Source organism: Microbacterium sp. bgisy203 (genome assembly GCF_057706945.1).
In genome coordinates, this window is sequence record NZ_JBYIPF010000002.1 from 266,744 (window position 1) to 287,159 (window position 20,416).

Annotated in this window: 17 protein-coding genes and 1 riboswitch; of the genes, 5 read left to right on the forward strand and 12 right to left on the reverse strand. The window is 71.4% G+C overall.

Annotated elements, in window-relative coordinates; genetic code table 11:
* Positions 1 to 21 precede the first annotated feature (21 nt).
* Positions 22 to 104, forward strand: a riboswitch (ZMP/ZTP riboswitch).
* Positions 105 to 191: 87 nt separating this feature from the next.
* Positions 192 to 1,481 carry a serine hydroxymethyltransferase gene (gene glyA, locus AC3ENQ_RS04595; protein WP_431802138.1) on the forward strand — a complete coding sequence of 430 codons (1,290 nt, stop codon included), beginning with the start codon at positions 192 to 194 and terminating at the stop codon, positions 1,479 to 1,481.
* A complete protein-coding gene (locus tag AC3ENQ_RS04600; protein ID WP_431802140.1) occupies positions 1,478 to 2,365 on the forward strand; it encodes a bifunctional methylenetetrahydrofolate dehydrogenase/methenyltetrahydrofolate cyclohydrolase in 888 nt (295 codons plus the stop codon). The genes glyA and AC3ENQ_RS04600 overlap by 4 nt, the downstream gene beginning before the upstream one ends.
* Positions 2,366 to 2,490: 125 nt before the next feature.
* Here AC3ENQ_RS04600 and AC3ENQ_RS04605 read toward each other — a convergent pair whose 3' ends face one another.
* From AC3ENQ_RS04605 to AC3ENQ_RS04630, 6 genes are all read right to left on the reverse strand, one after another.
* Positions 2,491 to 3,213 carry an amino acid ABC transporter ATP-binding protein gene (locus AC3ENQ_RS04605; RefSeq protein WP_431802600.1) on the reverse strand — a complete coding sequence of 241 codons (723 nt, stop codon included), beginning with the start codon at positions 3,211 to 3,213 and terminating at the stop codon, positions 2,491 to 2,493.
* 50 nt (positions 3,214 to 3,263) lie between these two features.
* The gene (locus tag AC3ENQ_RS04610) at positions 3,264 to 4,127 is read right to left on the reverse strand and encodes an amino acid ABC transporter permease (protein WP_431802142.1); all 864 of its coding nucleotides are present in this window, start codon (positions 4,125 to 4,127) and stop codon (positions 3,264 to 3,266) included.
* 22 nt (positions 4,128 to 4,149) lie between these two features.
* Entirely contained in the window at positions 4,150 to 5,004 is an 855-nt protein-coding gene (locus AC3ENQ_RS04615) for an ABC transporter substrate-binding protein (protein WP_431802144.1), read from the reverse strand.
* Positions 5,005 to 5,175: 171 nt separating this feature from the next.
* The gene (locus AC3ENQ_RS04620) at positions 5,176 to 5,718 is read right to left on the reverse strand and encodes an SND2/TMEM208 family protein (RefSeq protein WP_431802146.1); all 543 of its coding nucleotides are present in this window, start codon (positions 5,716 to 5,718) and stop codon (positions 5,176 to 5,178) included.
* A gap of 88 nt (positions 5,719 to 5,806) precedes the next feature.
* Positions 5,807 to 6,604 carry a transglutaminase-like domain-containing protein gene (locus tag AC3ENQ_RS04625; RefSeq protein ID WP_431802148.1) on the reverse strand — a complete coding sequence of 266 codons (798 nt, stop codon included), beginning with the start codon at positions 6,602 to 6,604 and terminating at the stop codon, positions 5,807 to 5,809.
* 83 nt (positions 6,605 to 6,687) lie between these two features.
* Positions 6,688 to 8,436 (reverse strand): Na+/H+ antiporter, encoded by a 1,749-nt coding sequence (locus AC3ENQ_RS04630; RefSeq protein ID WP_431802149.1) that lies wholly within the window; start codon positions 8,434 to 8,436, stop codon positions 6,688 to 6,690.
* Between the two features lie 155 nt (positions 8,437 to 8,591).
* Here AC3ENQ_RS04630 and AC3ENQ_RS04635 point away from each other — a divergent pair, with 155 nt between their 5' ends.
* Both AC3ENQ_RS04635 and AC3ENQ_RS04640 read left to right on the forward strand, forming a co-directional pair.
* The gene (locus AC3ENQ_RS04635) at positions 8,592 to 9,506 is read left to right on the forward strand and encodes a DNA glycosylase AlkZ-like family protein (protein WP_431802151.1); all 915 of its coding nucleotides are present in this window, start codon (positions 8,592 to 8,594) and stop codon (positions 9,504 to 9,506) included.
* Entirely contained in the window at positions 9,503 to 9,700 is a 198-nt protein-coding gene (locus AC3ENQ_RS04640) for a hypothetical protein (protein WP_431802153.1), read from the forward strand. Before AC3ENQ_RS04635 ends, AC3ENQ_RS04640 begins: the two co-directional genes overlap by 4 nt.
* Before the next feature lie 23 nt (positions 9,701 to 9,723).
* Here AC3ENQ_RS04640 and efeB read toward each other — a convergent pair whose 3' ends face one another.
* The 4 genes from efeB to AC3ENQ_RS04660 form a co-directional block, all read right to left on the reverse strand.
* On the reverse strand, positions 9,724 to 11,025 hold the full coding sequence (efeB, locus tag AC3ENQ_RS04645) for an iron uptake transporter deferrochelatase/peroxidase subunit (RefSeq protein WP_431802155.1): 1,302 nt from the start codon (positions 11,023 to 11,025) through the stop codon (positions 9,724 to 9,726).
* Between the two features lie 37 nt (positions 11,026 to 11,062).
* The gene (efeO, locus tag AC3ENQ_RS04650) at positions 11,063 to 12,295 is read right to left on the reverse strand and encodes an iron uptake system protein EfeO (RefSeq protein WP_431802157.1); all 1,233 of its coding nucleotides are present in this window, start codon (positions 12,293 to 12,295) and stop codon (positions 11,063 to 11,065) included.
* Positions 12,295 to 13,317, reverse strand: coding sequence for an iron uptake transporter permease EfeU (gene efeU, locus AC3ENQ_RS04655; protein ID WP_431802159.1), 1,023 nt, complete (start codon positions 13,315 to 13,317; stop codon positions 12,295 to 12,297). The genes efeO and efeU overlap by 1 nt, the downstream gene beginning before the upstream one ends.
* Before the next feature lie 167 nt (positions 13,318 to 13,484).
* On the reverse strand, positions 13,485 to 14,927 hold the full coding sequence (locus AC3ENQ_RS04660; RefSeq protein WP_431802161.1) for a helix-turn-helix domain-containing protein: 1,443 nt from the start codon (positions 14,925 to 14,927) through the stop codon (positions 13,485 to 13,487).
* Positions 14,928 to 15,074: 147 nt separating this feature from the next.
* Between AC3ENQ_RS04660 and AC3ENQ_RS04665 the strand changes: the two genes are divergently transcribed.
* Positions 15,075 to 16,979 (forward strand): phosphoenolpyruvate carboxykinase (GTP), encoded by a 1,905-nt coding sequence (locus tag AC3ENQ_RS04665; protein ID WP_431802163.1) that lies wholly within the window; start codon positions 15,075 to 15,077, stop codon positions 16,977 to 16,979.
* A gap of 131 nt (positions 16,980 to 17,110) precedes the next feature.
* On the opposite strand, the gene AC3ENQ_RS04670 is transcribed toward AC3ENQ_RS04665, so the two are convergent.
* A complete protein-coding gene (locus tag AC3ENQ_RS04670; protein ID WP_431802165.1) occupies positions 17,111 to 19,045 on the reverse strand; it encodes an ABC transporter ATP-binding protein in 1,935 nt (644 codons plus the stop codon).
* Between the two features lie 451 nt (positions 19,046 to 19,496).
* Entirely contained in the window at positions 19,497 to 20,390 is an 894-nt protein-coding gene (locus tag AC3ENQ_RS04675; protein ID WP_431802167.1) for a PfkB family carbohydrate kinase, read from the reverse strand.
* Positions 20,391 to 20,416: the final 26 nt, after the last annotated feature.

Below are 20,416 nucleotides of genomic sequence, written 5' to 3' on the forward strand. Positions count from 1 at the left end.
CAGCCCGCGCGTCGGATATGCTCGAACCGTCGCGACTGGCGTTGAGGTGGGGAACCACCGGGGAGCGACCACATGGCACACGACCGTACGCCTGGGTCGGCCGTGGTTTCCGCTCGGTGATCGAGTGCCCGCGCCTGCGGGTGTCCGAGATCCGCGCCGGCACCCACCCACCGAGAACAGCAGGAGTCGCCATGACCGACCCGTCCTTCAACGCCCCGCTCGCCGAGGTCGACCCCGAGATCGCCCAGGTGCTCGAGCGCGAGCTCGACCGCCAGCGCTCGTACCTCGAGATGATCGCCTCCGAGAACTTCGTCCCCGTCTCGGTCCTGCAGTCGCAGGGCTCGGTGCTGACCAACAAGTACGCCGAGGGCTACCCGGGGCGCCGCTACTACGGCGGCTGCGAAGAGGTCGACGTCGCCGAAGAGCTCGCGATCGCCCGCGCCAAGTCGCTGTTCGGTGCCGAGTTCGCGAACGTCCAGCCGCACTCGGGCGCCTCCGCCAACGCCGCCGTCCTCCACGCGATCGCCCGCCCCGGCGACACGCTGCTCGGTCTGTCGCTCGACCAGGGCGGCCACCTCACGCACGGCATGAAGATCAACTTCTCCGGCCGGCTCTACAACATCGTCGCGTACGGCGTCGACCCGGAGACCTCGATCATCGACATGGACGAGGTCGAGCGCCTCGCCGTCGAGCACTCGCCGAAGGTCATCATCGCCGGCTGGTCGGCCTACCCCCGCCAGCTCGACTTCGCACGCTTCCGCGAGATCGCCGACAAGGTCGGGGCGCTCCTCTGGGTCGACATGGCGCACTTCGCCGGTCTCGTCGCCGCGGGCCTGCACCCGTCGCCCGTGCCCTACGCCGATGTCGTGTCCTCGACGGTGCACAAGACGATCGGCGGACCGCGCTCGGGCTTCATCCTGACCAACGACCCCGACGTCGCCAAGAAGATCAACACCGCGGTCTTCCCCGGGCAGCAGGGCGGTCCCCTCATGCACGTGATCGCCGCGAAGGCGACGGCGTTCAAGCTCGCCGCGACCCCCGCGTTCCGCGAGCGCCAGGAGCGCACCGTGCGCGGCGCCGCGATCCTCGCCGAGCGCCTCACCCAGCCCGATGTCGCGGCGGCGGGCATCGCCGTCCGCTCGGGCGGTACCGACGTGCACCTCGTGCTCGTCGACCTCCGCGACGCCGAGATCGACGGCAAGCAGGCCGAAGACCTCCTCCACGAGATCCACATCACGGTCAACCGCAACGCCGTCCCGAACGACCCGCGCCCCCCGATGGTCACCTCGGGCCTGCGCATCGGCACCCCCGCGCTCGCGACGCGCGGCTTCGGCGACGCCGAGTTCACGGAGGTCGCCGACATCATCGCCCTGGCGCTGCAGCACGGGGCGAACGGGCACGAGGCGGACCTTCCCGCGCTCCGCACGCGCGTGGCATCCCTCACCGCGGCCTTCCCGCTGTACCCGGGTCTCCAGCAGTGACCGCGCAGAAGCTCGACGGCGTCGCGACGGCATCCGCCATCAAGGCCGAACTGAAGGATCGGGTCGCCGCGCTCGCCGCCCGCGGCATCACGCCGGGGCTCGGGACGCTCTTGGTCGGCGACGACCCGGCATCCCGCTCGTATGTCACGGGCAAGCACCGCGACTGCGCGGAGGTCGGCGTCGCGTCGATCTCGGTGGAGCTCCCTGCGACGGCCACGCAGGATGAGATCGCCGACGCGGTCCGGCAGTTGAACGCCGACCCGGCCGTCACCGGGTTCATCGTGCAGCTGCCGCTGCCGGCGGGTATCGACGAGAACGCGATCCTCGAGCTCGTCGACCCGGCGAAGGATGCCGACGGCCTGCACCCCACGAACCTCGGGCGCCTCGTGCTCGGCGTCGACCCGGCGACCGCCGTGCCCGCGCCCCTGCCGTGCACACCCGCGGGGATCATCGAGCTGCTCACACGCCACGGCGTCGAGATCGCGGGGAAGCACGTCACCGTGATTGGCCGCGGCATCACGGTCGGCCGCCCCCTGGGCCTCCTGCTCACACGCAAGGGCACCGATGCCACGGTCACCCTCACCCATTCGCGCACGCGGGACCTTGCCGCGGAGGTCCGCCGCGCGGACATCGTCGTCGCCGCCGTCGGGCAGCCCCACCTCGTGCAGGCCGACTGGGTGAAGCCCGGCGCCGCCGTGCTCGACGTGGGCGTCACCCGCGTCGGGACGACTGAGTCGGGCAAGGCGAAGCTCGCGGGCGATGTCGACCCGGCCGTCGCCGAGGTCGCCGGCTGGCTCTCGCCGAACCCCGGCGGCGTCGGCCCCATGACCCGCGCGATGCTCGTCGCGAACGTCGTCGAGACCGCCGAGCGCCTCGCAGGCTGACCCGGCCGCAGGACTTTGTCGGCGCAGATCGCTCCTTCGGGCGCGGATGCCGACGACATGCGCCGACGATTCTCGCGGTGACGACGATGTGCGCCGACGAAACCCGGGCGGGGGCTCCCGCCGGGTCAGCCGGTGACGCGCGCCAGGAATTCCTTCGTGCGGGGATGCCGGGGCGCGCCGAACACCTCGGTGGGCGGACCGTCTTCGACGATGACGCCGTCGTCGAGGAAGACGACCCGGTCGGCGACGTCGCGCGCGAAGGCCATCTCATGCGTCGCCATGAGAATCGTCGCACCGTCATCGGCGAGCGACCGGACCAGTTCGAGCACCTCGCCGACGAGCTCGGGGTCGAGCGCCGAGGTGATCTCGTCGAGGAGGAGGACCTCGGGGTCGTTCGCGATCGCGCGGACGATCGCGGCGCGCTGCTGCTGTCCGCCCGACAAGCGATCGGGGTGCACCGCGGCGAAGTCGGCGAGTCCGACCCGGTCGAGGAGGTGCAGGGCGCGCGCCTCGGCATCCTTTTTCGGCACGCCGTGCACGACGCGCGAGGCGAGCGTCACGTTGCCGAGCACCGTGAGGTGCGGGAAGAGGTTGTAGCTCTGGAAGACCGCGCCGAGCCGTGCCCGCACCTGGTTGCCGTCGACGCGCGGATCGGAGATGTCGAGGTCACCGAGGAAGATCTGTCCGTCGTCGATCGGCTCGAGAAGGCCGAGGCAGCGCAGGAGCGTCGACTTCCCCGAACCCGATGCCCCGATGAGGGCGACCACCTCGTGGCGGTGGAGGGTGAGCGAGACGCCCCGGAGGACCGTGCGGTCGCCGAACGACTTCCAGACATCGTCCGCCCGCAGCGCCGGCGTCTGCGGCGCCGCGGCTTCGTCGGGCGCGAAGGATGCCTCGGTCACAGGATCGCCCCGCTCTGCTCGCGCTCGCGCAGTCGCGCGGTGTACCAGTCGGTGAGGCGGATCGTCGGGATCGCGAGGAGCACGAACAGAAGTCCCGCGACGACGTAGGGGGTGAAGTTGTAGCTCAGCGCGGTGGCGGAGCGGGCGGCGGCGATCGCGTCGATCGCGCCGAGGATGGAGATGAGGCCGACGTCCTTCTGCATCGAGATGAAGTCGTTCATGAGCGGCGGCGTCACCTTGCGGAGCGCCTGCGGCAGCACGACGCGGCCGAGGGTCTGCGTGTAGCCGAGGCCGAGCGCCCGCGCGGCGAGACGCTGGGAGGGGTGGACGGCGTCGATGCCGGCGCGGATCACCTCGGCGACGTAGGCCGAGTAGGTGAGGGTCACCGCCGTCACGCCGAGGACGACGACGTCGACCCGGACGTTGAGGATCGTCGGCACGCCGAACCCGATCAGGTAAAGGACGATGATGAACGGCAGTCCGCGGAACAGGTCGGTGTACGCGGCGGCGAGGACGCGCACAGGGAGGAACACGGGGCCGCGGAGGGTCCGCGCCGCCGCGATGAGAAGCGCCACGATCGCGACCGTGACGACCGACCACGCGAGCACCTGCAGGTTGATGAGGAACCCGTCCCACACCTTCGGGAGCGCCGCGAGCGCCGTCGCCGGGTCGAAGAAGGTCTCCTGCACCTTCGCCCAGCCGGGCGTGCTCAGGACCGTGACCCAGACGATGCCGGCGAAGGCGAGCGTCGAGGCGATCGCGACGAGCACCGAGCGCTGCTCGCGCCCGCGGCGGTACGCCCGGCGCTCTTGTTCGAGAGCGCTGGGTGGACGCGCCGCGGGTGCGCTGTCGGTGGTCACTGGAGGAGGCTACCCGAGCAGGTCACTGCAGCTGCGGGACGCCCTCGGTGAGCACCGAGAGCCAGGTCTCCTCGAGCTCGGCCAGGGTGCCGTTCTCGCGGAGGGTGTCGACCGCCTTGCTGACGCGGTCGGTGAGCGGCGAGTCCTTCTGGAGCAGGATGCCCCACTGGTCGGGGACGCCGGCGGCGGGCAGTTCGCCGACCATGTACGCGTTCTCGATGTAGAAGTTCGCGGCCAGGTACGCGGTCGGGGTGTCGAGGACGAGTCCGTCGATCTGGCCGGCCTCGAGCGCGGCGCGCGCGTCTTCGTTCGACGCGAAGAGTCCCGGCTGCTGCGTCGGCGCGATCGCCTTCTCGATCGTCGTCGCGCTCGTCGAGCCGGTCATCGCGCCGAGCTTCAGGTCCTTCAGGCCCGCGATGTCGGTCACGCCGTCGGCCGCGCCGCCCTTGATCGCGACGACCGTCTGGCTCGCCTCGAAGTACGGGCTCGAGAAGTCGACGGCCTTCTTGCGCTCGTCGGTGATCGTGTACTGCTGGATGTTGAGGTCGAAGTTCTTCGGTCCCGGCGCGATCGCCGATTCGAACGAGGTGCGCACCCAGACGACGTCCTCCTTCGCGAAGCCGAGGAGGTCGGCCACGGCGTACGCGACGGCCGCCTCGTAGCCCTCCCCCGACTCGGGGTCGTCGTTGTAGACGTACGGCTCGTACGCCGTCTCGCCCGTGGCGAAGGTGAGCTTGCCCGGGGTGACGAAGTCGGCGCCCGGGTCGGCGGAGGCTGAGTCGTCCGGCGCGCTCGTTCCGCCGGCACACCCGGCGATCAGCAGGACGGCGGCGGCCGCGGCGGCGGCGAGGGCGGTGCGCAGGGAGCGACGGGGCATGGCTGATCCTTCGGTGTGGGATGCGCGGACAGTCGCGCCGGGTGCACGGGCGGGTTCCGTGCGGGCGGATGCCGCGGCATTCCATCTTTCCGGGTGAACGGTGCGGTCAGGCGCGCGGGGGTCGGTTTGTTACGCGGTCGTCACCTGCGCACCGGCGCGGATCTTCCCGGTTCAGGACCCGAGGTCGTCGAGCATCTTGCGCTGCTCGGGCGTGAGGCCGTCATCCGGCGTCACCGTCGGAGCGGCCTCCGCGGGCTGCTCTGCGGATGCGGCGCCGCGGCCGCGGATGCCCGCCTCGGCCTTGTCGTAGTGCAGGCTCGCCTGCGCCTCGATGCGATCATCGATCCTCGCGTACACGAACCAGCCGATCGCGAGGATCACCGGGGGCAGCACGTAGGCCCAGAACCAGCTGCCCCGCGCATTGACGCCGGTCAGCACCAGCGTGATCACCCAGATGATCGCCGCGACGAGCAGCACGATCCCGCCCTGCACGAGCGCCTCGCCGGCGCGCGTGCGCTCGCTCGCCGATTTCGCCGCCGACCGGGCGAAGAGCCGCTGCAGCACCGGCTTCACGAAGAGCTCGGCGAGGGTCAGGATCACCGCCGCCCACAGCACCGCCCACCCGACGTGGGCGGGAGTGAGCAGCCCGATGACGAGCAGCACGATCACGTTGAACACGTACAGCGACGCGAAACGCACGATCCAGGCCTTCATGGCTCCAGCGTGGCACGTCTGGGCGCCGAGGGCGAGACGTGCGGCCGAGGAATCCTCCGCTCGGGGTGAGGTGCGAGCGCCGCAGCGCTCAGCGCAACTCGACGAGCTGCGTCACGTCGTCGTAGACCAGGTCGTCGACGACCGCGGTGACCTCGAGTGCGTCGAGGTCGGCCCGGCCGCTCAGCACCGTCAGGAAGGCGGTGTCGGCGGCATCCCGCCCCGTCGCGATCCTCACGAGACTCTGCCGCGGGGCGAGGGCCGTCGCGTCGACCACGCGCCACGCGCCCTCGATCCAGGCCTCGGCGACGGCGTGGAACTCCATCGGGTCGAGGCCCGGCGCGTAGACCGCGGCCACGCGGGCCGGTACGCCCTCGGCGCGCAGAAGTGCTGCGGTCAGGTGCGCGTAGTCGCGGCAGACGCCCTGACGGCCGAGCAGAGTCTGCACCGCGCCGTCGGTCGGGCCCGACGAGCCGGGCACGTAGGTGAGCTGCGTCCCGACCCACGACGAGACGGCGGCGAGAAGATCGGCGCCGGGGGCGATACCCGTGAACTCCGCGGCGGCGGTCGGGGCGAGCACGTCGGACTCGACGTAGCGGCTCGGCAGGCTCGAGACGAAGAGGTCGTACTCCTCACCGGGCGACGCGTCGCCGAGCCCGCTCAGGTGGGCCGTGTAGTCGATGACGAGCGCGCCCGGCTGCGCTTTCAGGCGGTGGAACCGGGTGCCGCTGTGGTCGGTGAACTCGGTCGCGGTGACGGGGGCGCCGTCGAGCGTCGCGGTGAAGGTCTCCCGTGCCGGCGCGTACTGGCGCGCGACCGCGATCGCGAGGACGAGGTCGGCGGGTTCGGTGACGGTGAGTTCGAGGTGACTGCGGACGTCGCGTTCCATACGTCCAGCGTGACAGGTCGCGCAGCCGGATGTCGACGCTGGCGCACGGGGCACGCGGCCGCTATTGTGCGGGCCCTGCCGTCTCAGTCGTCCTGGTCGATGCCGCGCACCCGCACCTCCTCGAGGTCGAGGTGACGTTCGATGCGCCGCACGACGAGGTCGTCGATCGTCCCCTCGCGGCGCATCCGCAGCAGCACCTCGCGCTCGCGGTCAAGGATCGCGAGCTTCAGGCGCGAGGCCTCCTCGTAGCGGCGCAACGGCGAGCGCTGGGTGAGGTCGATGTCGTCGCTCTCGGCGATCATCTGCAGCGCCGGGACGCCGCCCGGAGGCGACGGTGATCCAGACGGGGACGGCACCGGGTCAGGTACGGCGAACACGGGGCCGGATGCCTCGAAGGAGGTCGCCGGGGGAGCGACCGGCGCCGCGGCATCCGCTGCCTCGTCCACGTGCTGCCGGGCGTACGCACGGGCGTTCGCGAGCTCGAGTCGCTCGTAGCCCTCGCGCCGCGCGCGGTCGCGCACCTCGTCGCTGACGCCGTGCTCGACGGCCAGGTCGTCGAGGGCCGCCAGCGCGGCGCCCGAGATGGTGCGCTGCGCGAGCTCGTACTCGTCTTCGGCCGACGCGTCGGCGGGCAGGCGCGCCCACCGCAGCGCGACCTGCAGGAGCGGGCCCTGCACGAGAAGGCTCAGGAGGATCACGCCCGCCGTGACGAACACGATCGCGTCGCGTCCGGAGAGATCGCCGGCCCCCGTGACGGTCGCGGGCACCGAGAGGGCGATCGCGAGCGACACGGCGCCGCGGAAGCCCGCGAGCGTGTTGACGACCCGTGCCCGGTGACGGCCGAACAGCGGCGCGCCGGGCGGTCGGCTGAAGGGTGCGAAGACGAGCTGGAACAGGTAACGCACCACCAGCAGCACCGCCCACGCCGCGACCGTGACGGCGAGGAGGAGGCCGACGAGCCGGCCCGGGATGTCGTGGATGACGTACTGCACCTCGAGGCCGATGAGGACGAACAGCGCCCCGTTCAGCAGATAGACGCCGAACGGCCACGCCACCGACGACTGCCGGCGTGAGGCGGCCGTGGTGATGCGCGGGAGCATCCAGGCGATGATGAGTCCCGCGAAGACCACCGCGAGAACGCCCGAGGCGTGCAGGAACTCGGCGACGAGGAACGCGGTGAACGGGATGAGCAGGAGCGTCACATTGATGACGATCGTGCGGTGCGCACGGCGGAGGAACGCGGCCGCGACCGCGGCGACCGCGATACCGGCCGCGGCGCCCCCGAGGTAGGAGAGGAGGACCGTGCCCGTGATCGACCACGGCGTGACGGTCTCACCGAGAGCGACGGAGAGGGCGATCGCGTACAACACCAGCGCGGTGCCGTCGTTCGTGAGGCTCTCGGCCTTGAGCTTCATGAACATCTTCTCGGGGAGCAGTCGTCCGAGCGCCGCGACGGCGGTCGCGTCGGGCGGGGCGACCGCGGCACCGAGAAGCAGAGCGGTGGACCACGGCATCCCGAACAACGTCGCGATCCACGCGACCGCGACGGCGGAGGCGACCACGAGCAGCGTGCTCATCGGGACGATGTACCGCAGCGACCGGCGGATCGCGCGGATCGAGGTGGTGAGGCTCTCCCAGAACAGCATGACGGGGAGGAACAGCAGCAGCACGGTCTCCGGCGGCAGCTGGATCTCGCGGAGCGCGGGGACGAAGCCGAGGAGCAGCCCGATGACGACGAGCACGACGGGCGTCGCGACGCGCAGGCGCGGGGCGAGCGCCGTGCCGACGAGCACGGCAAGGCCGAGCAGCACGGTGACTTCGAGGCCTTCCACGGCATCCTCCTTCGCGGTCGCCCCCGGTCGCCTCGCGGCGGTCCGGCGAGACCGGGGACGGGACCAGTGTGCGCTTCCTTCTCAGCGCGGCGCCAGGTTCGGGCATTCCCGGGTCCGGCATGCCCCGTGTCGGACGTCCGCGCCAGGATGGGGCCATGGACCTCGAAGCGCTCCGCGCCGAGCGGCTGCGCGCGCACCGGCTGAGCGCGCCGGCCGCGTCGGTCGTCGAGGCGGCGCGGCACATGACCGCCACGCAGGCGCAGGAGTTCTGGGGTGGGCGGTGGGCGCTCGCGGTGCGCGCCGAGGGGGATCCGACGCTCGCCGAGGTGGATGCCGCGTTCGATCGTGGCGCCCTCGTGCGGTCGTGGACGCAGCGCGGCACCGTGCACATCATCGAGTCCCGCGACCTGGAGTGGATGCTGTCGGTGACGAGCGACCGGCAGAACCGTCACGCGGCCGGCATGCACCGCTCACTCGCGCTCGACGACGATCACCTCGCTCGGGCCGAGGGCGTGGCACGTGCGGCGCTCGCCGGAGGCAACCGGCTCACGCGGGCGGAGTTCGCGGACATCCTCGCGGCGGCGGGGATCGACCCGTCCGGGATGCGCGGCAACCACGTGCTGACCGCGCTGTGCCGGCGCGCGGTGTGCGTGTTTGGCCCGGTCGTGCCCCGAGAGGGCGCGCCCACGCGAGAACAGTACGTCGTCGCGACGGAGGAGTGGATCACGGATGCCGTCCGCCCACCCGACCCGCTCGCGGAGTTCTTCGTCCGGTATCTCCGCGGGCACGGCCCGGCGCGTCTCGAGGACTTCCGTTGGTGGGCGGGGGTGCCGCTGGGGCTCGCGCGGGACACGCGCGCGGGCGCGGGCGATCGGGTCGAAGAGATCGAGGAGGGGCTCTTCGTCGAGTCGGGCGGGGTGTCCTCGGGGCCCGTGGAGCCGGGTTCGGCACTGACCGGAGTGCTCGCGCTCGGCCCGTTCGACGAGTACTACCTCTCCTACGCCGACCGCACCGTGCCGGCGTCGCCCGACGTGGTGCGGTTCGTGGGCCGAGCGCGAACGGGGCCGTGAAGCCCGTGCTCGTCGTGCACGGCGAGATCGTCGGCACGTGGGCGCACTCGCTCGCCGTCGGGCGACACCATCTCGACCCGGTGGCACAGCCGCTTCCGGGGGCGGATGCCTCCACCGGTGCCGGCTTCGGTGCGGCGGACGAGGCATCCGTCACCGCCGCCCTCGCGCGGTTCGCAGGCTTCCTCCGCGGTTGAGACCTGCCGCGGCCGACGGGCGCTCAGACGAAGAGGCCGGCGCCGATGTACGAGCCCGCTTCGGCGCCCGGCGGCACCGCCCAGACGCCCGAACCGACGTGGCGCACGTACTCGGCCATGAGGTCGGTCGACAGCGCCTTCTGCAACCGTACGAACTGATCGGGCGAGCGCTGGTACGACAGGAAGAAGAGCCCCGCGTCGAGCCGTCCGAGGTTCGTGTTGCCGTCGACGTAGTTGTAGCCGCGGCGGAGGATGCGGGTGCCGTCGTTGAAGTCGGGGTGGGCGAGGCGCACGTGACTGCGTGCGTCGATGGCGGGGGATGCCGTCGCGCTCGCCGCCGTGAAGTCGGGCGCGGTCTGCTCGGTGCCGCCGGAGAGGGGTGCGCCCTCGCCCTTGTCGCGGCCGATCGTGCGGTCCTGCTCGGAGAGGCGCAGCCGGTCCCACGTCTCGATGATCATCGCGATCTTCCGGGCGACGAGGTACGAGCCGCCCGCCATCCAGGCGGGCTCGTCGGCGTCCGCCACCCAGACGTGGTCAGTCAGCGCGGCGGTGTCGTCGGCGAGGATGTTCGCCGTGCCGTCCTTGTACCCGAAGAGGTTCCGCGGGGTCGCCTGATCGGCGGTCGTCTTCGACGTCTTACCGAAGCCGAGCTGCGACCACCGCAGACGCGCGCGGCCGAAGGCGATGCGACTCAGGTTCCGCACGGCGTGGACGGCCACCTGCGGGTCGTCGGCGCACGCCTGCACGAACAGGTCGCCTCCCGAGCTCAGCGGGTCGAGGTCGTCGCCGAGGAACGCCGGCAGAGTCTGCAGCGCGGTGGGGCGCCGGGAGGCGATGCCGTAGCGGTCCTCCCCGGCATCCGTCTGGAACAGGGTCGGCCCGAATCCGATCGTGATCGTCAGTCCGTTTGCGGGCAGGTCGAGCGCCTCGCCGGTGTCGTCCGGCGGCGCGTCGGGTGACCCGCCGACCGCACCCGTCGCACTGACCTCGAGCCCCCGCGACATGCGCGCGGCGGCATACGTCCAGTCCTGGAGGAGCTCGACGAGGTCGTCGCTGCTCGTGCGCGCCATCATGTCGAACGCGGCGAAGTGGAGATGGTCTTGCACCGGGGTGGTGATGCCGGCCTGATGAGTACCGAAGAAGGCATACGCCCGCGCGCCGGTGGCCGCCTCGCGCGACCGCCCGACCGCGACGCCCGCGGCCGTCCCCGCGCCCGCTCCGACCGCGAGGCCCGCCGCGCCGATCCCCGCGGCGAGTCCCAACAGCCCGCGGCGGCTCAGTCCGCCCGCGGGCTGGGGGTCGCGCTCGCCCTGCAGGTCCGCCATCCGTCGTCCTTCGCTTCTCCGTGTCGCCGCTCGACGGTCACGCGTCCAGGATGGTCGACGTGAGCTTCGACAGCGGCTCGGCGAGGGCGTTGATCAGGTCGGTGAACTCGCGCTTGTCGGCGTCGGTGAGCTCGCGGTAGTTCACGAATCCGTCCGTGAGCGAGCCGTGCTTCGCGAGGGATGCCTCGAGATCGTTGTAGCCCTGGGTGATCTCGTCGACGAGCGCCTCGCCGTCCTCGCCGGTCGAGGCGGCGAAGTCCTCGACGAGCGAGAAGGCCATCTTCGAGCCTTCGACGTTCGCGGCGAAATCCCAGAGGTCGGTGCCCGACCACCAGTCCTCCTCGCCCGAGATCTTGCCCGTCGCGACCTCGTCGAGAAGCGCGATCGCGCCGTTGGAGATGCCCGCGACGCCCTGTGCGTCCAGCGCGCTCTGGAAATCGTCGGAGTGCACGTAGTCGTTCAGCTCGCCGACGTCGGCGATCAGCTGGTCGCCGTACGAGGCGCGCTCCTGGGTCGTCGACGGCTGCCAGTCCTGCCACGCCGGGGTGACGCCGTCGGCGTTCAGCGCGTCCTGCGCGGGCACCCAGAGGTCCTTCTCGATGCGGTGGAAGCCGGTCCAATCGAGGCCTTCGGCGACGGCATCCACTTCGCGGTAGTCGATGCGGGGATCGAGGTCTCCGAGCGACTCGGCGACGGGCTCGATCCGCTCGTAGAACGCGCGGGTGGTGGGGTAGAGGCTCCGCGCCTTCTCGTCGTCGCCCGCCTCGTACGCCGCGACGAACTCGTCGACGGCGGGCACGAGCTGCTCGACCTGGTCTTTGACGAACGCGGCGTACAGGTCGACGGCCTTCTGCTTCTGCTCGGCGTCGTCGCCCGTCGCGGCGACCGTGTCACCGCTGACCGTGAACGCGGCGCGCCCCACGCCCTCGCCGACCATGCCGGGCTTGCAGAGCGTGAAGTAGTTGCCGGGCTGCGCGACGACGGTGAGGGTGCGCGAGGCGCCGGGAGCGATGTTCTCGACCTCGCCGACGATCCGCAGGCCGTCGTCCGCGAGCAGGTAGAACTCAGTGACGTCGGAGCTCGCGTTGGTGACGTCGAACGACAGTGTGCCGCTCGTCGCGGCGTTCGCCGAGACCGTGCACGCCGAGTCGGTCGACTCGACCGAGAGCGCGTCCGAGGCGGCCACGTCGGCCTTCGCGACGCACCCGGCGAGCGCGACGGCGGCGAGCGCGGCCGTCGCCGCGGCGGCGAGGGGGCGGGGACGGATCATCATGCTCCTTGGCGTTCGGGTGAAGAAGAAGGTTCGGGTGAAGAAGAAGGTTCGGGTGAAGAAGAGGGTGCGGGTGACGCGGACGCGACGCCTGCGCCCACGGCATCCGTCGCCGCGCTCTGCGTTCCCGCCGTGCTGTGCGTCCGAACTGGGCGCCGGCGCAGCCCGCGGACGAAGAACGTGCCGACGATCGCCATGTAGAGGACCCACGCGATCACCTGCAGCCACGACATCTTCGGCATGAAGCCGACGGTCGCCTGCAGGATCGTGGCGAGCCATGACCCGGGTGCGATCGCCCCGGAGAGGTCGAACGCCCACCCGAACGGGAACGCCGCCCACCCGACGGCGACGGCGCCCGTGACGGGGTCGATGGGTGCGGCCGCGGTGAACGGCCCGGGCAGCGCGCCGGCTTCCTGCAGGTCGTGGATCGCGTACGCGAGGACGCCTGCCGCGACCACGACGAGGAAGCCGCCCGTCCACGCGAAGAACGTGCGCAGGTCGATGCGGACCATGCCGCGGGCGAGGAGCCATCCCAGCACGACGGCGACGGCGAGACCCAGCAGGGCGCCCAGGAGCGCGGCCGGGGCGTCGCCGAACGACTGCACCATCGACCACAGCAACAGCGTCGTCTCGATGCCCTCGCGCGCCACCGAGATGAAGCCGATCGCGACGATCGCCCAGGCCCCGCCGTTCGACAGAGCGCGATCGATGCCGCCCTCGAGCGTGCGCTTCATGGTGCGCGCGGTCTTCTGCATCCAGAAGATCATCCACGTGACCATCGCGACCGTCAGGAGTGACAGCAGGCCGCCGAGGAGCTCCTGTGCCTGAGAGGTCAGGGCGTACGCACCGAACGTGAGGATCGCTCCGATGCCGAGCGCGAGGGCGATCGCGAGACCGACGCCCATCCACAGACGCGGCAGCACGTCGCGGCGCCCGACGCGGGTCAGGTAGGCCACGAGGATGCCGACGACGAGGGCGGCTTCGAGGCCTTCGCGAAGGCCGATGAGGAAGGTGGCGAACACAGGCGTCGATTCGATCAGACTGAGGTAAGGCGACCCTTACCAGCGGATCGACAGTACACCCGGGTCGCCGGGCGCTCAAATCGGCGCGGCGCCCCCGATCAGCCCCCGATCAGCTGTTCACGTGCGCGGCCGCTCGTCCTCCGACGCCCGGCGGGGGGATCGTTTCTTCAGCCGTTCGCGTGGCGGTCGAGGAACGTGTAGACCTCGCCGTCGTCGACGCCGGGGAACGCGCCGCGCGGCAGCGGCGAGAACATCTGCATGTGCACGCGGGCGCTCGGCCACGCCTTTCCGTCCCAGCGTGCCGTCAGATCGGCATCCGGCCTGCGGCAGCACGACTCGTCGGGGCAGGTCGACGTGGCGCGCTTGTGCGTCTCGCGCCCCCGGAAGAAGCGCGCATCGTCGAACGGCACCCCCACCGTGATCGAGAACTCGCCGTCTCCGGTCTTGCCGGTCTGGCTCGAACACCAGAACGTGCCCGCCGGGGTGTCGGTGTACTGGTAGTGCTCGACGGTGCGGTTCTGCTCGCCGAAGGCCGAGCGCGCGGCGAACTTGCGGCACACGATCTGGCCTTCGACCGAACCGGTGACGTCCATCGGCAGCGGCAGGTCGTCGTTCTCGTAGACGCGGTTGATGGCGCCCGCGCCGTCGACGCGGAGGAAGTGCAGACGGATGCCGAGGTGCTCGGTCAGCAGGTTCGTCATGCGCATCGCGGCGGCTTCGTGGGTGACGCCGAACGCGTCGCGGAAGTCTTCGACGGCGAGGTCGCGCTCCTTCTTCGCCTGGGCGAGGAAGGAGACGGCGGCCGTTTCGGGGAGCAGACAGCACGCGGCGAAGTAGTTGATCTCGAGGCGCTGCTCGAGGAAGTCGGCGTAGTCGGTGGGCGGCGTGTGCCCGAGCAGGCGGTGCGCCATCGCCTGCAGCGCCATCGATCGCAGGCCGTGGCCGCCGGGGATCGAGGCCGGCGGCAGGTAGATGCGGCCGTTCTCCAGGTCGGTGACCGACCTCGCCGAGTGGGGCAGATCATCGACGTAGAGCAGCTCGAAGCCGAGACGTTCCGCCATGATGCTGACCGTCCGGTGGGTGAGGGCGCCGCCGGTATGCCCCGCGGCCTTGAGCTGGCGTTCGGCGAGCTGTTCGATCTCGGGCAGATAGTTGTTCTTCTCCTGCATGCGCAGGCGCAGCTCGGTGTTGGCGCGGCGGGCCTCTTCGGGCGTGGCGATGGCTTCGCGCTCGCGCCGGTGCAGCTCGCGGTGCAGCCCCAGCACCGCCTCGATCGTCTCGTCGGAGGTGGTCTTGGTCACGCGCACGGCAGGGATGCCGAGCCGTCGGAACACCGGGGAGGTCTGCGCGCGCTCGAGATCGAGTTCGAGGGCGGCGCGTCGGTTGGGCGGCTCGGGGGAGAGGAGGTCGGTGACGTCGGTGCCGGTCGCGTGCGCGATCGCCTGGAGGAGGGAGAGCTTGGGCTCGCGCTTGCCGTTCTCGATGAGGCTGAGCTGGCTGCCGGCGACCCCGACGATCGCGCCGAGCTCGTCGAGCGTGTACCCGCGTTCGACGCGGTGATGGCGGATGCGGTGGCCGAGGGTCGAGAGTTCGAGGGCGGAGGCGGGCATTCCTTGATGATAGCGAAAGAATCACGTTTCTTGCTGCGCATTCGGGCGGAAAGGGCGCCGGAAAACCCCGCAGAGTGGAACCCGAACCCGCCGCACTCCACCGTCACACACTCCACCGTCACCCACTCCACCGTCAAAGGAGCCGACATGGCCATCGCCGACATCTTCACCCGCCCCACCGCGACCGGCGTCGCTGCCGCGACGTCCGCCCCGGCCGCGGCGTACCGCGCCTTCGGCGCACGGCCGTCGCTCGAGGGCGAGGGGCTCGCCGAACTGTACGCGTGGGTCGACGAGATGACCGCGCTCATGAAGCCCGACCGCGTGCACTGGGTCGACGGCTCGCGCGCCGAGAACGAGGCGCTGCTGCGCGAGCAGGTCGAAGAGGGCAAGCTCATCAAGCTCAACCCCGAGTGGCGCCCCGGCTCCTACCTCGCCCGCTCGCACCCGAGCGACGTCGCGCGTACCGAGGCGCGCACCTTCATCGCCTCGGAGCGCGAAGAGGACGCCGGTCCCACCAACAACTGGGTGAACCCGGCGGAGATGCGCGCAACGCTGCAGCCCCTGTTCGACGGCGCGATGCGCGGACGCACGATGTACGTCGTGCCGTTCTCGATGGGCGCCGTCGGCGGGCCGCTCTCGCACATCGGCGTGCAGGTCACCGACTCGGCGTACGCCGTCACCTCCATCGGCATCATGACCCGCGTCGGCACCGAGGTGCTCGAGCAGATCGCCGCCGGCAAGCCGTGGGTGAAGACCGTGCACACCGTCGGCGCGCCGCTGCAGTCCGGTGAGAAGGATGCCGCGTGGCCCTGCAACGACGAGAAGTACATCGTCCACTACCCCGAGACCCTCGAGGTGTGGTCGTACGGCTCGGGTTACGGCGGCAACGCGATCCTCGCGAAGAAGTGCTTCGCTCTGCGCATCGCCTCGGTCATCGGCCGCGACGAGGGGTGGCTCGCCGAGCACATGCTCCTCATCCGCGTCATCTCCCCCGAGGGCAAGGCGTACCACCTCGCGGCGGCGTTCCCGTCGGCGTGCGGCAAGACGAACCTCGCGATGCTTCGTCCGACGATCCCTGGCTGGCGCGTCGAGACCCTCGGCGACGACATCGCGTGGCTGCGCCCGGGCGAGGACGGTCGCCTCTGGGCGATCAACCCCGAGGCCGGCTTCTTCGGCGTCGCGCCCGGCACCGGCGAGTCGACCAACGTCACCGCGGTCGAGACGCTGTGGGGCAACACGATCTTCACGAACGTCGCGCTCCGCCCCGACGGCGACGTCTGGTGGGAGGGTCTGACCGACGACATCCCCGCCGAGCTCACCGACTGGGAGGGGAACCCGTGGACTCCGGCATCCGGTCGCCCCGCGGCGCACCCCAACTCGCGCTTCACCGTGAGCGCCGGGCAGTGCCCGCAGATCGCCGCGGACTGGGACGCGCCCCAGGGTGTTCCGCTCGACGGCATCCTCTTCGGCGGACGCCGCGCGACCAACGTGCCGCTCGTGGTCGAGGCGACCGACTGGACGCACGGCGTCTTCCTCGGCTCGAACATCTCGTCCGAGCGCACGGCCGCCGCCGAGGGCACCGTCGGGGAGCTCCGCCGCGACCCCTTCGCGATGCTCCCCTTCTGCGGCTACAACATGGCCGACTACTTCGGCCATTGGCTGAAGGTCGGGCAGAAGCTGCGCTTCGACCGCGCGCCGCGCGTCTTCCAGGTCAACTGGTTCCGCAAGGGTGAGGGCGGCAAGTTCCTCTGGCCCGGCTTCGGCGACAACTCGCGCGTGATCGACTGGATCATCCGTCGCATCGAGGGCAAGGTCCCGGCCGTCGACAGCCCCATCGGGCGTCTGCCGGAAACGAGCGACCTGAACCTCGACGGCATCGACGTGCCGCAGGAAGACCTCGACGCGCTGTTCGAGATCGACCCCGCGCTCTGGTTGCAGGAGGCCGATCTCACCGAGGAGTTCTACCGCACGTTCGACGGCAAGGTGCCCGCGGCCCTCTACGCCGAACTCGCGGCGCTCCGCTACCGGCTGAAGGTCGCCCAGCAGGCCTGAGCCGCCGCGGCGCCGTCCCTGACGGCGAGACACCGGCTTTGCACCGAGACACCGGTGCAAAGCCGGTGTCTCGGTGCATACGCGGTGTCTCGCGGCCAGACCGGCCCAGACGTGGCCAGTCGCGGCGGCGCTCAGACGAGCAGCTGGTGCCGGGCGAGGTCGCGGTAGAGCGGCACGGTCTCGACGAGTTCGGCGTGCGTCCCCTGCCCGACGACCTCGCCGTGGTCGAGGACGACGATCAGGTCGCTGTCGACGACGGTCGAGAGCCGGTGGGCGATGACGACGAGTGTGCGCCCCGCCGCGACGGCGTCGATCGCTTCGCGCATCCGCTGCTCGTTGAGCCCGTCGAGCGACGACGTCGATTCGTCGAGGAGCAGGATCGGGGGCGCGGCGAGCAGGGCCCGCGCGATCGCGAGACGCTGACGCTCGCCGCCCGAGAGCATCACGCCCGCCTCGCCGACGGGGGCGTCGAGGCCGAACGGCGAGCGTTCCAGGACTTCGCCGAGGTTGACGGCGCGGAGCACCCGCTCGCAGGCGGCGTCGGATGCCTCGGGCGAAGAGAGCCGCAGGTTGTCGCCGATCGTGCCGGCGAGGGTCGGGGCGTCCTGCTCGACGTACCCGAGCTGGGCGCGCAGGCGCGCGCGGTCGATCCTGCGGACGTCCGTCCCGTCGAGGAGCACGGCTCCGGCATCCGGGTCGTAGAACCGCTCCACGAGCGCGAGGGTCGTCGACTTGCCCGCGCCGGACGGGCCGACGATCGCGACGCGCGCGCCGCGCGGCACGGCGAACGAGACACCGCGGAGCACTTCGCCCTCGGCATCCGTCACATCGAGCGCGTCCGCGTGCACGTCGGCGAGCGTCTTCTGCACCTCTTCGGCGGCGGTGCGGCGAGCGGCGACCACGGCCGCGGGGTAGCGGAAGTGGACGTCGCGGAACTCGATCGCGTTCGGGTTCCGCGACGCGAGGAGGTCGTCGACCGTCTGGATCGGGCCGGTGAGGTCCTCGGCGGGCAGCGCCTGGCGGGCGTCGTCGACACGGGCGGCGATCTCGGCGTCGCGGGCGGTCTCGGTCGGCAGGTCGAGCACCTCCTGGATGCGTCCCAGCGCGCCGAGCGCCTGGTTGACGGAGGTGATCGCGCCGAAGAACGACCCGAGCGGCTGGATGAGGAAGAAGAGGAACATCACGAACGTCACGAGCTGCGCGATCGTGATCGCCCCCGAGGCGACCCGGAACCCGCCGACGCCGAGGACGACGAGCAGCGACAGCTGCAGCGCGATCCCCGCGATCGGGACGATGAGGGCGGATGCCTTCGCCACCTGCACGCCGGCGTCGTACGCGCCCCGCGCCGTCCGTGCGATGTCGGTCTCTTCGCGGGCGGTGGCTCCCGACGCACGGATCGTGCGGATCGACCCGATCGCGCGCTCGACGCCGGAGGCGAGCTCGCCGACCTTCTCCTGCTGTGCGGCGGTCGCGCGGCGGATGCGCGCGCTGAGAGCGCCGACCAGGGCGACCGACGCGCCCACGACGACGAGGATGAGCAGGAGGAGGACCGGGTCTATCACGAGCATCGCGATGATCGCGCCGACGAAGATGAGCGCGTTGCCGATCGAGTCGGCGAGGCCCTGCGTCAGCACGGCGTAGAGGAGCGTCGTGTCGGTGCCGACGCGCGAGACGAGGTCGCCTGTGCGGCGCGCGTCGTACTCCTGAACGGGCAGGCGGAGCAGTTGCGCGATGAGGCGGCGACGGCTCGAATAGACGACCGCCGTGCCTGTGCGCTGCAGCAGGAAGTGTTGGACACCGCTGATGATCGACCCGGCGATGACGAGGGCGACGAGCACCCAGATGAGCGTTCCGAGGGTTCCGCCGGACTGCACCCGCTCGATCACCTGACCGACGACGACCGGCTGGGCGAGGGTGGCCGCGGCGGCGAAGACGCTGAGGATCGCGACGGCGACCAGCACGCCCTTGTGCTCGAAGACGAACGGGAGGAGTTGGCGGAGGCTCGCGCGCGGACCGCCGTCCTTCCGGGAGCGCGGGCGGCGGGAGCGGGTGGGGCTGGAGGACATGTGACCTTCCGGGGCGTCAGCCTCGGTGATCGAGTGCCGCGGCGAGGCTGCGGCGTGTCGAGATCATCGGGTTCGGGAACGGGATCCTTCTATCTTGGTCCCGTTTTCATGTGCAGTCCCTGATCACGCCCCCCTTCCGCTCCTACCCCTTCCCGCCGCGCCGCGCGCCGCGCCCCGCCGCGCCGCGCGCCGGCCCCGCGGCGCCGCCTCGCCCCGGCCCCGCCGCGCCCCCTCGCCCCGGCCCCCGCGCCCCCTTTCCCGCGAGACCGCCCTTTCTCGACGAGACCCGCGTTCGTATCGGCGGGTCTCGTCGAGAACACGCGGTCTCGCGGAGGGTCGGCGGCGGAGAGGCGGAGGCGGTCTCGCGGAGAGGCGGCGGGAGGCGGAGGGGGGAGCGGAGGGCCGGAGGGCGAGGCGCGGAGGGGAGGGGGAGTGGGAGGGGCGGGGCGGGTCAGGCGTCGAGTTCGTGGGACCAGGGGAGGTCGGCGCCGGCGCGGCTCACCGTGATCGCGGCGGCGGCGACGGCGCGGGCGCCGATCGCGGCGAGGTCTTGACGGGTCAGCGGCACCCGTGCCCGGATGACGGGTTCGGCCAGCAGCGAGGCCATGAAGGTGTCGCCCGCCCCGATCGTGTCGACGACGTCGACTCGCGGCGCCGGCACCGTTGCTCGGTCGCGCGCCGTCGCGAGCACGGCTCCCTCGCCCCCGAGGGTGACGGCGACGAGCTCCGGTCCGAGGGCGAGGATCACGTCGGTGACCTCGGCCACGGAGAGGCCGGGGTACAGATACGCGGCGTCTTCATCGCTGAGCTTCACGACCCACGCGCGGCGCGCGATCGCCTCGAAGGTCGCCCGGGCGTCATCGGCGGGACCCACGAGGTCGGGCCGGATATTGGGGTCGAACGTGACGACGGCATCCGGATGCGCGCGCAGGATCGTCTGCACGCTGTCAGCGCCGGGAGCGAGGAATGCGGCGAGCGACCCGGTGTGCACGACGGCGGGATGCTCGTCGAGGGCATCGTCGAGGAGCGCCCAGTCGATGTCGAACGCGTACGTGGCGGCGCCTGTCTCGTCGAGCGTCGCGCGCGCGGTCGAGGTCGCGCCGGGGCGGAAGGATGCCGGAAGCACGCGCACACCCGATCCCGCCAGATGCGCGGCGATGATGTCGCCGCGCTCGTCGTGCCCGAGGCTCGTGAGGAGCGCGACCGGAATGCCGCGGCGCCCGAGCCCGAGCGCGATGTTGGCGGGCCCGCCGCCTGGTGTCTCTACGACGCCGCTCGGCCCTTCGGTGATGTCCATCAGGGCCTCGCCGATCACCAGCACCGTGCTCGCAGCGTTCTCGGGCATGGGATTCCTCTCGTCACCACCATCCT